The 14,803-nt window shown below is 48.9% G+C and carries 16 protein-coding genes; 3 read left to right on the forward strand and 13 right to left on the reverse strand.

Features of this window, described 5'->3' with window-relative positions:
- Positions 1–35: 35 nt before the first annotated feature.
- The 7 genes from AC1TPC_RS13230 to AC1TPC_RS13260 form a co-directional block, all read right to left on the reverse strand.
- Positions 36–494 carry a DinB family protein gene (locus tag AC1TPC_RS13230; protein WP_482067309.1) on the reverse strand — a complete coding sequence of 153 codons (459 nt, stop codon included), beginning with the start codon at positions 492–494 and terminating at the stop codon, positions 36–38.
- Between the two features lie 344 nt (positions 495–838).
- Positions 839–1,909, reverse strand: coding sequence for a sulfate ABC transporter substrate-binding protein (locus AC1TPC_RS13235; RefSeq protein ID WP_482067310.1), 1,071 nt, complete (start codon positions 1,907–1,909; stop codon positions 839–841).
- A 34-nt stretch (positions 1,910–1,943) separates the two neighbouring features.
- A complete protein-coding gene (locus AC1TPC_RS13240) occupies positions 1,944–3,008 on the reverse strand; it encodes a sulfate/molybdate ABC transporter ATP-binding protein (protein ID WP_482067311.1) in 1,065 nt (354 codons plus the stop codon).
- A gap of 3 nt (positions 3,009–3,011) precedes the next feature.
- Positions 3,012–3,809 (reverse strand): sulfate ABC transporter permease, encoded by a 798-nt coding sequence (locus AC1TPC_RS13245; protein ID WP_482067400.1) that lies wholly within the window; start codon positions 3,807–3,809, stop codon positions 3,012–3,014.
- Positions 3,809–4,615 (reverse strand): sulfate ABC transporter permease subunit CysT, encoded by an 807-nt coding sequence (gene cysT, locus AC1TPC_RS13250; protein WP_482067401.1) that lies wholly within the window; start codon positions 4,613–4,615, stop codon positions 3,809–3,811. The genes AC1TPC_RS13245 and cysT overlap by 1 nt, the downstream gene beginning before the upstream one ends.
- Positions 4,616–4,860: 245 nt before the next feature.
- A complete protein-coding gene (locus AC1TPC_RS13255; RefSeq protein ID WP_482067312.1) occupies positions 4,861–5,493 on the reverse strand; it encodes a YigZ family protein in 633 nt (210 codons plus the stop codon).
- A 36-nt stretch (positions 5,494–5,529) separates the two neighbouring features.
- Positions 5,530–6,879 (reverse strand): glucose-6-phosphate isomerase, encoded by a 1,350-nt coding sequence (locus AC1TPC_RS13260; protein ID WP_482067313.1) that lies wholly within the window; start codon positions 6,877–6,879, stop codon positions 5,530–5,532.
- Positions 6,880–6,991: 112 nt separating this feature from the next.
- On the opposite strand from AC1TPC_RS13260, the gene AC1TPC_RS13265 reads away from it, so the two are divergent.
- On the forward strand, positions 6,992–7,942 hold the full coding sequence (locus AC1TPC_RS13265) for an NAD(P)-dependent oxidoreductase (RefSeq protein WP_482067402.1): 951 nt from the start codon (positions 6,992–6,994) through the stop codon (positions 7,940–7,942).
- Between the two features lie 199 nt (positions 7,943–8,141).
- Here the strand turns inward: AC1TPC_RS13265 and AC1TPC_RS13270 are convergent, their stop codons facing one another.
- The 6 genes from AC1TPC_RS13270 to AC1TPC_RS13295 all read right to left on the reverse strand — a co-directional run bounded on the left by AC1TPC_RS13270 (position 8,142) and on the right by AC1TPC_RS13295 (position 13,599).
- Positions 8,142–8,669, reverse strand: coding sequence for a DUF420 domain-containing protein (locus AC1TPC_RS13270; protein WP_482067314.1), 528 nt, complete (start codon positions 8,667–8,669; stop codon positions 8,142–8,144).
- Between the two features lie 24 nt (positions 8,670–8,693).
- On the reverse strand, positions 8,694–8,960 hold the full coding sequence (locus tag AC1TPC_RS13275) for a hypothetical protein (protein WP_482067315.1): 267 nt from the start codon (positions 8,958–8,960) through the stop codon (positions 8,694–8,696).
- A 2-nt stretch (positions 8,961–8,962) separates the two neighbouring features.
- The gene (gene ppnP / locus AC1TPC_RS13280; RefSeq protein WP_482067316.1) at positions 8,963–9,280 is read right to left on the reverse strand and encodes a pyrimidine/purine nucleoside phosphorylase; all 318 of its coding nucleotides are present in this window, start codon (positions 9,278–9,280) and stop codon (positions 8,963–8,965) included.
- A gap of 49 nt (positions 9,281–9,329) precedes the next feature.
- Entirely contained in the window at positions 9,330–11,348 is a 2,019-nt protein-coding gene (gene tkt / locus AC1TPC_RS13285) for a transketolase (protein ID WP_482067317.1), read from the reverse strand.
- Between the two features lie 164 nt (positions 11,349–11,512).
- Positions 11,513–12,415, reverse strand: a complete 903-nt coding sequence (gene purU / locus AC1TPC_RS13290; protein ID WP_482067318.1) for a formyltetrahydrofolate deformylase — start codon at positions 12,413–12,415, stop codon at positions 11,513–11,515.
- Positions 12,416–12,468: 53 nt separating this feature from the next.
- On the reverse strand, positions 12,469–13,599 hold the full coding sequence (locus tag AC1TPC_RS13295; protein ID WP_482067319.1) for a deoxyribonuclease IV: 1,131 nt from the start codon (positions 13,597–13,599) through the stop codon (positions 12,469–12,471).
- 101 nt (positions 13,600–13,700) lie between these two features.
- Here AC1TPC_RS13295 and AC1TPC_RS13300 point away from each other — a divergent pair, with 101 nt between their 5' ends.
- Together AC1TPC_RS13300 and AC1TPC_RS13305 are read left to right on the forward strand one after the other, a co-directional pair.
- Entirely contained in the window at positions 13,701–14,138 is a 438-nt protein-coding gene (locus AC1TPC_RS13300; protein ID WP_482067320.1) for a DUF2621 domain-containing protein, read from the forward strand.
- Positions 14,139–14,295: 157 nt separating this feature from the next.
- Complete coding sequence (locus tag AC1TPC_RS13305; RefSeq protein ID WP_482067321.1) at positions 14,296–14,787, forward strand: hypothetical protein; 492 nt, start codon at positions 14,296–14,298, stop codon at positions 14,785–14,787.
- The last annotated feature ends 16 nt before the right edge of the window (positions 14,788–14,803 follow it).

The following is a 14,803-nucleotide window of genomic DNA, read 5'->3' on the forward strand; positions in this document are numbered from 1 at the left end:
TTCGCTTCATCCCAATTCTGAAATTTTATCGCAGCCTAAGAGCGGCTTACGAAAAACGGCAGCACTTCGATTCCAAGCAACCGAAGATAAGTGAACAATTGGCCTTTATGATGAATTTCATGATCCTTGCCGTTCTCGAGAAAAGCGATTCCAGTCATCTTCAACCCTTTAAATTCAACAATGCCCTCTAATTGCTCATCAGAGAGTGCTTCAAGCACCGCTTTCGTAGCCTCTGTATCGGCATGTATGATTGCTTTCAGCTCTTCAATCGACTCAAACGGCTTTGGTGCTGCTGGGGGCGTGAATTCCCCATTCTTTACCGTATTCGCGAACATGCCCATCGATCCATTGATATGGAGAACTAGGCCGGACAGCGACATCGCTTTTTCCCAAGGCTTGTATTGTAGATGCTCATCACGAACGGTATCCAGTAATGCAAGCAGCACTTTGCGATGATTGAACCATCCAGAAATAAAATCATTTTGTTTAGCCATAAGTTTAGCAGCTCTCCTTCTTCATTCAAAAGTATATTAACAATAAAAATAATAGCAATTTGCTTTATCATTATACAACATTTAATCGGCAACATATATTTTTTCTATTTATGCTGTAAAATTCAGCTGCTTTTTTTCTTGCAATAGCTTCCTCGTCGTGCACTATTATTAACCAGTTTTAATCAATGAATGCAATATATATGACAGAAGCGTCATCTGCTGTTTGCGAGCGAAGCTTTTGTACGCGCAAAAAAACCTCCGTTCCATGCGCCTGACTCGCTTTTGGAGTCGCGTGGAACGGAGGTTTTCCGCTACGTTTCATATGCTATGCTTTTATCGTTCATTTAAATATCCGCCAATACCTGATACCAAACGCCCTTCTTCGAATAAAGGTTAGCTCTAACCTCAGACCAGCCGCCCAGGTATGAAATATCAAATAGCTGCTCCGGCACGGTGTAACGGTCCTTCGTATCGGCAGCTACCTTCTCGTCAACCGCGCGGAAGCCATGCTCGACGAACAAGCGCTGCGCTTCTTCGCTATGCAGATAGGCGATAAAAGCTTCCGCTACCTTGCGGGTGCCATGCTTGTCAGCATTTTTATCGACGATCGCTGCCGGATTCTCGATAAGAATCGTACTCTTCGGAATGACAATGTCGTAATCGACGCCCTTCTTTATTCGCGCAAGCAGCTCGTTCTCATAAGTCACAATGACATCGCCTACGCCGTATTCGAAGGCAGCCATCGATGCGCGTCCGCTCTTGTCAAGCGACTCAACGTTAGCGTGAACCGACTTTAGAAAGCTTTTCGCATAATCCTCATCCTTCTTGCCGCTCTTCTCCTCGGATTGCTTCAGTCCAGCGCCGTAAATAGCGTTGATGTCCCACTGCGCACCGCCGGATGTCTTCGGATTTGGATAGAGCACCTTAACGCCATCGCGCGTCAAATCATTCCAGTCCTTGATTGCAAGCGGATTGCCGGACCTTGTTCCCAATACAACGATGGAGTTCGTAATCATCCCGCCACTGCTCTGAGCCTTCCAATCATGTGTGATAAAGCCGGCGTCGGCTATTTTGTCCAGATCGCCTTCCATGGCTAGAATCGCTACATCCGCCTCGAAGCCGCCTGCAATAGCGCGTGCTTGCGTGCCCGAAGCCTCGTATGATTCCTGAAAAGCTACCTTCTGTCCTGTCTCCTGCAGCCAATGGGCTTGGAATGCAGGCAGCAGCTCAGCGAACGCGTCCTTCACTACCGAATATGCACCGATTACAAGTGTTACATCGCCGTCTTGTACGGTAGACCCAGCTCCATGCTCGCTCGCTTGCTTATCCTTGCCGCAGCCTGCCGCAACGAGCAGCATAACCACAGCAAGCAGCAGTACGAACATGCGCTGACTTGTTGCTCGATTGATTTTCATGTTCGCATACAACTCTTTCTACATCGCGTATTGGTTAGATATGAATAGGCATCGGATCGACCTTCAATTTATTTTCCGCAATCCAGCTCTCGTTGTCATTGAACAAGTAGGCACGGTGCACAAGCACGCTTACTTGATCGCCTGGATGCAGCACTTCCTTCTCAAGCGAACGGTAGGTGATCAGCTTCGTATCTCCAACGAGCAGCTCCACCATCCACTCGCTGCCGCGGAAATGCAAATGCTTCACTTTGCCAGGAAGCGTAGCGCTAGCCAGCTTAATTTCTCCCGGCTTGCCGATCTCGATATATTCCGGACGAATAAGTGCTTTAGTGCCGGGACGGCTTGCCGCATCCTCAAAACCTTTGAGCTGCGCGAAATTGTCCACAATCGTAGATTCTCCAATAAAGCTCGCGACAAAAGGCGTTTCCGGATTTTTATAAATGTCCCATGGGCTGCCCTTTTGCTCTAGCTTGCCCTTGCTTATAATCATAATTTCATCGGCTACTTCGATCGCTTCCTCTTGGTCATGCGTAACGAAGATGGATGTAATGCCGACGCGTTCGATCATTTCCTTCAGCCAAGTCCGAAGCTCCGTACGAATCTTTGCGTCGATCGCTGCGAACGGCTCATCGAGGAGCAGCAGCTGCGGCTCTGGCGCAAGCGCTCTGGCGAAGGCAACGCGCTGGCGTTGTCCGCCGGACAACTGATGCGCATAACGATGCTCAAACCCTTTTAGGCCGGTAAGCTCAACCAAATACATAACGCGCTCGCGGATTTGCTCCTTTGACTGCTTCTTCACTTTGAGGCCGAAAGCAATGTTGTCATATACGTTCATATGCTTGAACAAAGCATAGTTTTGAAACACGAAGCCAATTCCTCGCTCCTGAGGGGGCAGGTCGTTGACCCTCTTCCCGTGGAAAATAATATCGCCCGAGGAAGGGGACTCAAGTCCCGCCAGCATACGAAGTATGGACGTTTTACCGCCGCCGCTCGGTCCGAGCAAGCCGATCAAATGACCTTTTTCGATTTCAAAGCTGACATCCTTCACTGCATGAAAATCGCCAAAGTTTTTGTTTAAGTTCCGTACTTCTATATGCATGGCTTAATGCACTTCCTTTCGTTTTTTCGCCCATTCCATTAGCAGCAGCAGTCCGACGGAAAATGCCGCAAGAACTAGTGCAACGCCATTGGCGGCGACCACGTTGAAATTTTCGACATCCTGATAAACGAGCGTTGTTGCGGTTTGCGTCTTATTCATAATATTGCCTGACACAACGAGAACCGCGCCGAATTCGCCGAGCGACCGCGCTACCGTCAGCACTACGCCGTAGATAACGCCCCAACGGATCGAAGGCCAAGTTACTTTCCAGAACGTATACCAGGAGTAGGCGCCAAGCGTTGACGCCGCTTCCTCTTGCTGCGCACCGATTTCCTGAAGGACGGGCATCACCTCGCGCACCATAAGCGGGAACGTCACGAACAAGGTCGCGAGAATCATCCCCGGCAGCGCATATACGATTTTAAAGCCTGCGTCCTCGAACATGGTGCCGATTACCGTATTCGGGCCAAGAATAAGAACGATCATCAAACCGCCGATAACCGGCGATACTGCGAACGGCAAATCAACCAAGCTATTGAGCAGCCGCTTCATTCGCCGTCCGATCCATTCGGCGCGAACGAGATACATCGCAAGCATAATGCCAAATACCGTATTCAAAGCGGTTACAACTACGACAATAATTCCCGTCATCATTAGCGCATGAAGCGACTGAGGTCTCGTAATCCCTTCTACGAAGCCGCTCCAGCCATCTGCCCATGAGCCAGTAAAAATCTTGACCAGCGGCGCGACGAGCAATAAACCAAATACGATATAAGTTAGCGTAATCCACAATCTTCTCATCATTGGCCGCTCCTCCTGCCTTGAATGAGGTTAACCGTCCATAGGATGAGGAAGGATAGCGTGAGCAGCAGCACCGATACGGCAGCCGCTCCTTGCGGATTACTGCTTTCAATTTCTCCGAAAATATAAACCGAAGCGATTAATGTTTTGCCTGGAATGTTGCCGGCTACGAGCACGACCGCACCGAATTCCGCAATTCCGCGGGAGAAGGCCAGCATGGCGCCGCTCAAAATTCCTGGAAGCATCGTAGGCAATATTACGCTAAAAAACGTCTTCGAGCGCGTTGCGCCCAGCGTATAAGCCGCTTCCTCCTCCGATTTGTCCATTTCCTCCAGCAGCGGCTGAATAGCGCGAATGACGAAAGGAAACGTAACGAACAGCATCGCTATGATAATTGCTGGCTCGTGGAATACAATCTCGATACCGATCTTCTCTGCCAAGCCCCCTACTAGACTATTAGGTCCAAGCAGCAGCAAAATCATAAGGCCGCCAACCGCTGTAGGCAGTGCAAAAGGCAAGTCAACCAGACTGTTAAGCAAGCGTCGTCCGGGAAAGCGATAGCGAATGAGCACCCAGCCGATCATCGTACCAAGGAACATGTTAAGAACTGTTGCGATCACTGCCAATTTCACCGTAAGCAGCACAGCTTTCCAAGCTAATGGATCAGAAATGCTTTCCCAGAAAGGGGCCCATCCAAGAGAGAATGATTGCGTGTAAATGCCGAAGATAGGTAGTACAATAAGGATGACAAAATAAAGCAGTATGGCGCTTCGAAAGCCGAAGCTCCAACCTTTCCCGCGAAACATAGCATTCACTGTGACTTTACCTCCAGACCATCGGCTCGTGCCGTAGGTGTAGCAAAACAAGTATTAACATAATTCCTATTAAGTTACTAGGTATTAATAATGTAGCATCCAAACTGGGATTAAGTCAATCATAAATTTAGAAAATCTAATGACTTTCATAGCCTTTTCTTATGACCGATTCTTTGCAAACATTCCATTAAACAAAAAAAAGAGGAGATCAGCCTATGCTGACGCTCCTCTTCTACTTATTCGCCTTCAATATAATAAATATTTTCGCCTTCTGTAATGACCGCTTGTCCTTGTGTCAGATCGGTTATCCAAGCGATAAACGCATCTGCCTCAGGCGCTTCCGGCAAGCAGCGCACGATGACGCGATCGGTGAAATCCGTCCCGCCTACCCGCGTTCCCTTGCCGTGCAGCTCATTCTCCAGCTTGCCGTACCACGTATAGTCCACATCAACGAACACTTCGCGATGAAGCACATTGACGATCTCATCTGCCGCTTCGATGCCCGCAACCGCGCCGTCCGTGTACGCTCTGACGAGACCGCCCGCACCAAGCATAATGCCGCCAAAATACCGCGTCACGACGACGGCGACATTTTTCAGCCCCTTATGCTTGATGACCTCGAGAATCGGCTTGCCCGCCGTACCGCTTGGCTCTCCGTCATCAGAAGCCTTCTGGAATTGGTCCCGCTCTCCTACCATATAAGCCGAGCAGTTATGCGTCGCCTGCTTGTGCAGCTGCTTGATCTCATTGATGAAAGCAACAGCTTCCTCTTCCGATTCCACAGGCTTCGCAAAACCGATAAAACGGGACTTCTTGATGACGATCTCAGCACTGGCTTGCTGCCTGACCGTCTTATACTTCTCGAGCATAGGCTAAAACTCCCGAATACCGATCAAGCCGGTTGATTACAGCCTTGCTTCCAGCTCGGCTTTTTCTTTCTCGAAGCCCGGCTTGCCGAGCAATGCGAACATGTTCTTCTTGTAAGCTTCAACGCCCGGCTGGTCGAATGGATTAACGCCAAGCAGGTAACCGCTGATTCCGCATGCTTTTTCGAAGAAATAAACAAGGTAGCCGAACGTGTAAGGCGTCATGTCGGCAATATTCACGATCAGGTTCGGAACTTGTCCGTCCGTATGCGCAAGAAGCGTGCCTTCGAACGCTTTCTTGTTGACGAAGTCCATCGTCTTGCCAGTCAGGAAGTTCAAGCCGTCAAGATCCGCTGCGTCATGCTCAATTGTGATATGTTCAGCCACTTCATTTACTTGAATGACCGTTTCGAAAATGTTCCGGTTGCCCTCTTGGATAAATTGACCCATCGAGTGCAAATCTGTAGAGAAATCTACCGCTGCCGGGAAAATACCTTTATAATCCTTGCCTTCGCTTTCGCCGAAGAGCTGTTTCCACCACTCGGATACGAAGTGAAGGGATGGCTCGTAGTTCACGAGAATTTCAGTCGCTTTGCCTTTGCGGTACAGCGCGTTGCGTGCTGCAGCATATTGGTATGCCTCGTTCTCAGCAAGATTAGGGTTGCTGTATTCCTTGGATGCATCCGCTGCGCCCTGCATAATGGATTCAATGTTGATGCCTGCAGCTGCAATTGGCAGCAAGCCTACCGCTGTAAGAACGGAGTAGCGTCCGCCAACATCGTCAGGAATGATGAACGATTCGTAGCCTTCTTCAGAGGAAAGCTTCTTAAGCGCGCCCTTCTCGCTGTCCGTTGTCGCGTAAATGCGTTTGCGAGCTTCTTCTTTGCCGTATTTTTTCTCAAGCGCTGCGCGGAAAACGCGGAATGCGATGGCAGGCTCAGTCGTCGTTCCTGATTTGGAGATGACGTTGATCGACCAGTCGCGGCCTTCAACCAATTGCAGAAGGTGCGTCACATACGTCGAGCTGATGTTGTTGCCGGCGAACAAAACCTGCGGCGTTTTACGCTGCTCTTTTGGCAAAATATTATAGAACGAGTGCGACAGCGCTTCGATTGCCGCGCGAGCTCCTAAATAGGAACCGCCGATACCGATTACGATCAGCACCTCGGAATCTGATTTGATCTTCTCAGCTGCTTTCTGAATGCGTGCGAACTCTTCTTTATCATAGTTAGTCGGAAGGTCGATCCAGCCCAAATAGTCAGAGCCTGCTCCCGTTCCGTTATGTAATTGCTCATGCGCGAGGCGAACGGATTCCGCCAAGTAATCAATTTCATGCTTGCCGACAAAAGTCAGCGCTTTGCTGTAGTCGAACTGAACTGTTTTGCTCATGTAAATATAAACCTCCTAAAAAATTCTCAGTATGCAACTCTGATAATGCTTTTCAACTTAGCATCTACAATATCGGATTTACCTTATAAAAACAAGCAACAAACAATGAATTATTGATGAAAAATCTGTATACTTAAATAAAAAACGATTCAGAGCGGAGGAAATCTTCATGAAAAAGATCGGATTTATCGGGTTAGGCGTTATGGGACTTGGAATGGCAACGAATTTACTAAACAAAGGCTTCGAGGTGGCGGTATATAACCGCACGCCAGGCAAGGCAGACTCCCTTACCGCCCTTGGCGCAAAAGAATTGGACAGCCCCTCTGCCGTAGCGCGAGCCTCGGATGTTATTATTACGATGATTAGCAACGATTCGGCTATTCGCGAGGTTTATTGGGGAGAGAACGGCATCTTTGCAGGAACACGCAGCGGGCAAACCCTCATTGACAGCAGCACAATCTCGCCGACTTTGGCGAAGGAGCTTGCGGCGGCGGCGGCTGATCTTGGCGCCTCGTTCCTCGATGCTCCGGTAACAGGCAGCAAGCCGGCAGCAGAAGGCGGGACGCTTGTTTTCATGGTAGGAGGTTCTGCAGATACGCTTAGCGGAGCTGAAAATGTTTTACTTGCAATGGGACGCAAGGTCATTCCGATGGGCGCTAACGGCAGCGGCTCCGTGGCAAAGCTTGCGCATAACACGATCGTTGGCATCAATGTTGTCGCATTGGCCGAAGGCATGGCGATTGCCGCAAGCGGCGGCATCGACGGCGCTTCGTTTATCGAGCTCGTCCAATCGGGCGGCGCAGCAAGCAAGGCAGCCGAGCTCAAGGGCGCCAAGCTGCTGGAAGGCAATTATGACGTGCAATTCTCGCTTGAGCTGATGCTGAAGGACTTGAAGCTTAGCTCCGTCCTATCGGACGGCTTGAAAGTGCCAACGCCATTGCTCGAAGCAGCGAAGAGCCAATTCCAGATCGGAGACACCATGGGACTTGGCGAGCTTGATATGTGCAGCGTAGCTCAAGCCTATGAGCAATGGATTGGCCGCAAGCTTGGCGATAAAGCCTAGGTTTTCGTAAGGCCTCCTATTTAATATGCTCAGCCAGCACACAAGGAAATTCTCTTTCGAGGATGTAGACATTCTTAAGGAGATTCAAACAAAGCTTCAAGACGGCTTCCACACGTTCGAAGGGGCAAGCGCGGCTGTTTAACGTCTATATAAACAATGAAAGCCGCCCGGAAGATCTAGGCGGCCTTCATTGTTTTTCTCAATAATAAGGAGAAATCATCAGATACACGACAACGCCCGTAAAGCTCACGTACAGCCAGATCGGCATCGTCCATCTCGCGATTTTGCGGTGCTTGTCCACCTTCATTTGCAAGCCCCGGACAGCAGACAGCAACGCAAGCGGCACAACAACGATCGCTAGCAGAATATGCGTAAGCAGAATGAAGAAATAAATCGAGCGCAGCGCGCCCTCTCCGCCGTATTTCGTTGATTCCGTCAAGTAATGATAAGTGACGTAGGAAACAAGAAACAGCGTCGTCGATGTAAAAGCAGCCCCGATGAATGTACGATGAAGACGTACATTTTTCTTCAAGATCGCAACTAGCGCAACAACCAGCGCGATAAAGGTAAAACAGTTGAATATCGCATTAAGCAGCGGCAATATCTTAACGTCAAAGCCAATCTCCCCGTCGTATGCCGGCAAGAAGAACAAAATCGTTATGATCGCTACTAGGACCAGTGACAAGATCGCCACCAAGGGTCCAACGTTTTTTTCCTTCAAGAACATAACCTCCTAAGTAAACGCCAAGGCTTAAAGCATGCGCGCTTCTTTCTCTCTTAACCTTATCCGATTTACATAGTCCAAATCAATTTGATTTACCGTATAGTTGTCACGAAAAATCGAATTTTGCAACATAGTCTGCATACAAAAGCCGCCGCAGGCTAGCCCTCGTAAAGGCTTTCCTGCGGCGGCATCTTTTTTTATAAGCAATGGGATGATGAGCAGGCAAAAAAAAGAGGCCTCCCCCGGCGAATAATCGCCGTTATGGAAAGCCATCTTCTTAGCCTTGGCAGGCAATTCTACTCGTAAATGTACGAGCAGCAGTAATCCGATACTTCAGCAACCTGAAGCTTGAATTTTGTGTTCGCAGGCACTGTAAATTCGCCTTCGCCTTGAATGTGCAGCCATTCTGTTTCGCCAGGCAGCAGCACTTTCAAATCGCCAGCCAAAATCTCCATGATTTCAACGCAGTCCGTTCCAAACTCATAGTCGCCCGGCAGCATGATGCCGAGTGTTTTTTTGGTGCCGTCCGCGAACAATACAGCGCGGCTCGTTACTTTACCGTCGAAGTAGACGTTAGCCTTCTTGACGATCGATACGTTATCGAATTGAGACATGGTAGCTGTGATCTCCCTTATCTATCGGATGCTAAAGCTTGAATCGCTATTACAGCAATGCTTTTACTTTGCTAACAACATTTTCTACCGTAAAGCCATATTCTTTGATTACGCGATCGCCAGGTGCGGATGCGCCGAAACGGTCGATTGCAAGAATATCGCCTTGGTCTCCTGTGTAACGCTCCCAGCCGAATGGATGAGCCATTTCGATGGCAAGGCGGGCTTTAACCTCAGGAAGAATAACGGAGTTTTTGTACTCCTTCGACTGCTTCTCGAACAAATCCCAGCTCGGCATGCTGACGACACGTACTTGAATGCCCTCTTCTGCCAATGCTTTTTGAGCAGCAACAGCTAGCTGCACCTCAGAGCCAGTTGCTAGAATTTGCGCCTGCGGCTTGCCGTTTGCTGCATCGGATACAACGTAAGCTCCGCGGCGAAGGTTGGCGTGAACATCGCTCACTGTACCTTCAAGGATAGGCAGATTTTGTCGAGTAAGCACAAGTGCTACCGGGTTGCCAGTATTCTCAACGGCATATGCCCATGCTGCCGAGGTTTCGTTAGCATCAGCCGGACGAATAACCGTAAGGTCAGGGATGATGCGGATCGAAGCAAGCTGCTCGATTGGCTCATGCGTAGGACCGTCTTCGCCAACTGCGATGCTGTCATGCGTCAATACATAAACGACAGGAAGCTTCATCAGTGCAGCAAGACGAACAGCAGGACGAAGGTAATCCGTAAATACGAAGAATGTACCGCCGAATACTTTCAAGCCGCTGTGCAGTGCAATACCGTTCATTGCAGCAGCCATGCCGAATTCACGAACGCCATAGTAAAGATTCCGGCCATCGTAGCTGCCTGGTTTAAACTGAGTCAAACCTTTTAGGTGAGTCATTGTCGAGCTCTCAAGGTCAGCGGATCCGCCGAAAATCGCAGGTACGTTTTTCGCAAGACCGTTAAGCGCGTTGCCTGAAGCTACGCGAGTTGATACCGCGTTGTCTGCCGTTGTGTATGCAGGAAGGTCAGCATCCCAGCCTTCTGGCAATGCGCCGGAGATTGCAAGCTCGAACTGAGCAGCTAGCTCAGGGAAAGCTGCTTTATAAGCTGCAAAGCTTGCATCCCACTTTGCATTCGCTTGCTCGCCGCTGCTTTTCACATCTGCGAAATGAGCGCGAACCTCGTCAGGCACGTGGAACTGGTGATCTTCCGACCAACCGTAAGCTTGCTTCGTCAATTTAGTTTCATCAGCGCCAAGCGGTGATCCGTGTGGACCTGCATGTCCGCCTTTGCCGCCTTTGTTAGGGCTGCCGTAGCCGATAACCGTTTTTACTTCGATCAAAGTCGGTTTGGACAGATCTGCTTGCGCCTCAGCTACTGCTTTGGAAAGAGCAGCAAGGTCGTTGCCGTCTTCTACGCGAAGCACTTGCCAGCCATAGCCTTCAAAGCGCTTTTGAACGCTCTCGGAATACGAAAGGCTCAGCTCGCCATCAAGCGAGATATCGTTGGAATCATATAGAACAACCAATTTGCCAAGCTGCAAGTGGCCTGCGAAGGAAGCAGCCTCGTGGGATACGCCCTCCATCAAGTCGCCGTCGCCGCAAATGGAGTACGTGAAGTGGTTGATTAGATCGTGGCCTTCTTTGTTGTAAGTAGCGCCAAGCTGTGCTTCCGCAATCGCCATACCAACTGCCATTGCAATACCTTGTCCAAGCGGCCCAGTCGTTGCATCAACGCCGGCTGTGTGGCCGAATTCAGGGTGACCTGGTGTCAGGGAACCCCATTGACGGAAGTTTTTCAGCTCTTCAAGCGGCAAATCATAGCCGGAAAGGTGAAGGAGGCTGTAAAGCAGCATCGAACCATGACCCGCTGACAATACAAAGCGGTCGCGGTTAATCCAAGTAGGGTTCGAAGGGTTGTGCTTCATATTTTTTGCAAACAGCTGATAGCCCATTGGAGCGGCGCCCATTGGCATACCAGGGTGGCCTGATTTCGCTTTCTCGATGGAATCGATCGCAAGTGTACGAATCGTATCGATTGAAAGCTGTTCGATTGATTTTTGTGTCACAGTCATTCCAATTGCCTCCTATAATCTTATCTTGTCTAATTTCGTCTCGTTATATGGTTTCTCAATAACGATTGCAGCGTCATACCAGTACGCAATAACTTTGAATATTGTATCACTTCTGCATGCTTGTTTTCCATCATTAATAAAAGAATACCTTCATAATTATACAGTTAGTTGAATACAACCGTTTTGTTATTATGCACGATTACGCGATCTTCAATATGCCATTTTACTGCGCGAGCGAGCACAACCCGCTCAATCGTCCGTCCAATACGTTTCAAATCATCCACATTGTCGCGGTGGCTGACGCGCTGAACGTCCTGCTCGATAATTGGACCGCCGTCTAGCTCCTCCGTCACGTAATGCGCTGTTGCGCCAATGATTTTCACGCCGCGCGTATACGCCTGTGCATAGGGCTTTCCGCCCACGAATGCCGGAAGGAACGAGTGGTGAATATTAATGATGCGATTCGGAAACTGCTCGATAAACTTAGGCGAAATAATTTGCATGTAGCGCGCCAATACGACGATATCCGCCTTATCCGCAACAACCTCCATCTGCTTGCGTTCCGCCTCAGCCTTCGTAGCAGCCGTAACCGGAATATGGTAGTAAGCAATGCCGAAGGACTCGACAAGCTCCCTCATATCTGGATGATTGCTGATAACCATCGAGATATCGGCATCTAAATCTCCTGCCTTCCACTGCCATAGCAGCTCAAGCAGGCAATGATCCTCCTTGGATACAAATACAGCAAGACGCTTCTTGCGGCTGGCACGGAAAGTATGCCATTTCATATCGAAGCGATCCGCTACTCTTGCGAAATCCTCTACCAGAACCGGAAGTTCCTTATCTAGATCAAGCAAATCGAATTCGAAGCGGATGAAAAACATACCGCCTTCCGGATCCATCGTATATTGATCCGATTGCACGATGTTCGCTCCGTGCTCATACAGGAAATGCGATACGGCCGCAACGATGCCCGGACGATCCGGACAAGAAATCAGCATGCGGGCACGGCCGCTTTTTCCGCCGAATTCATTGGAGATATCGGACGGGGTGGATTGGGATGACATGGACTTAAACTTCCTTTCACAACGATATAAATTGAATGATTGAATATATGATATTAAACCTTAGCGAGCAGCTCCTTGCCGCCAAACCAAGCGGTAATCCGCTGATTAATCTGTTCCTCCGACAATTCGGCAGATAGCGGCTGGCCTGCGAGCACCAGGTCATATAGACGCTCCATTGGCTCGCGCGGATCTGCTTTTTTCGCTTTAGCATCATTTTTCAGCAAATCCCATGTAGACAGTACAAAAGCTCTAGGATCAATTTCTTGCTTTCCGAAGAAATGATGCAAGCGCTCTACGTCCTCGAAGAAATTTTCACCAAAACGGTTTCTGCCATTGCCGTTTAACAAGGCGATTTCCGCTTCATACATCGGCCGCTCCGTTTTGTCTTCCTTGCCGATCCAAGGCGTCTCCAGAATGAAAGGACGGCCTTTAAGCCCTTCATGATGAACGATCCTATGGATTGCTTCATGTCCAAGCCAGCCTGCACCGACAGGAGCATGCCTGTCCTTGCCAGCGCCGCGCGAATTTTTGCTGTCGTTCACGTGAACGACTGCTACACGGTCAAGACCGACTATACGATCAAACTGCTCCAGCACGCCGTCCAGATCATTAACGAGATCATAACCGGCGTCATGCATATGGCAGGTGTCCATACATACGGTCAAACGATGATTATCCTGAACCTTGTCGATAATCGCTGCAATCTCCTCAAAGCTGCGGCCAATTTCGGTGCCTTTGCCCGCCATCGTCTCAAGCGCGATGTTTACATTCGTTTCCTTGGTGCCGGCAAGTACTTCATTTAAGCCCTCAGCGATACGGGCAATGCCATATTCTGCATCCTTATCCGTATAAGCACCTGGATGAAGGACAATATTACGAACACCGATATAGTCTGTACGACGAATTTCTTCCTGTAGGAAAGAAACCGCGAGCTCATAAGTAGAATCCTTGTATGAGCCTAAATTAACGATATATGGCGCATGTACGACAATTTCATTGATGCCGGATTGCTCCATCAGCGCCTTGCCTTCTTCAATATATAACGTGTCGACCGGCTTGCGTCTTGTATTCTGCGGTGCGCCGGTGTAGATCATAAACGTACCTGAGCCATATGATAATGCTTCTTGTGCTGCAGTCAGCAGCCCCTTGTCCGAAAATGATACATGGGAACCTATTTTCAACATGAATCTTTCGCCCCTTTCGGTTGATCAAACCTTATTTTACAAGGAATGTCGAAATAAATCTAGGAATACGGTATAATTCATTATTGAGGTGAAAGACACGTATGAAAGTTGCGCCCGATTGGTTTATGTATTTTATCGTTTTTTGGGCGATCGTCATGGTTGCGGCTATGTCGATTGGCGGATTTTTCATGTTTCGAAAATTTCTCAAGGTGCTTCCGATGCGAGACGGCAAGTCTAAGCTCGATTGGCAAAACTACTGGGTAGATCGCAGCCGCAGCATGTGGAACGATGATTCCAAGGAGCTGCTGGATGAGCTTGTATCCCCAGTGCCAAGCGCTTTTCGCGATATAGCTAAACATTCCATCGCAGCCAAAATTGGTCAGGTGGCGATTGAACACGGCGCATCTACCGTTACGCGCGAACACTGCATCGAAGGCTACATACGAGCAACTCCAAAACGTGATTACCGCAGCCTAGTTACATTCCTTGATCGTCAAGGCATCGACTACGGACCCTATAAGCATTTACTTAATAAATGAGTTTGAGCCGCCTCGTGCGGTTTAAGCTCATTTATTACATTCAGCTGAAGCAAGCAGGGGCATTACAGCCACCTGCTTCATAGTCCTCATATTCGGTTATATATCAATGTAACCTATCTAGCGTTAATTTCGTTAATACATACAGGAGGTGGTTCTAATGATGAACTCATCGAAGCGAAGAAGAAGCAAAAAAGCAGGAGCAGCAGGAGCAGTTCTTCTAGCTGTTATACTTGCCACATCAGCATGTAGCGGTACGAATGCAAATAATGAAAATAAAGGAAACGAACAACAAGGAACGATAGAGGAAGGACCGGTAGTCAGCGAATTGCCAGAAGAAAGCGGGGTGCTTGAGCCTGATGTAGCCGCACCTGAGCAGACCGAGGATCCAGCGAGCAACGGCGGGATTGAGGAGCCGGCAGATCCAGTCAAAGTTAGTGAAGGAACGTACAGCGGACTAAGCGACTCTCATTCCATAGAAATCGAAACGGCGACAGGGACCATTCCCATGCAAATAACGGAAGAGCAAAAGAGTACGCTTGATGCTTTGCCTGATCATGCAAAAGTAAAATTCGAATATAAAGAAAAAGCAATTGAAGGCGAAGCGACCCTCAAACAAAATTGGCTCGTAAAAATCGAGGAAATCAAGTAATAAGGTAAATGTAAAT

It is taken from the genome of Paenibacillus sp. Y280 (assembly GCF_056786335.1).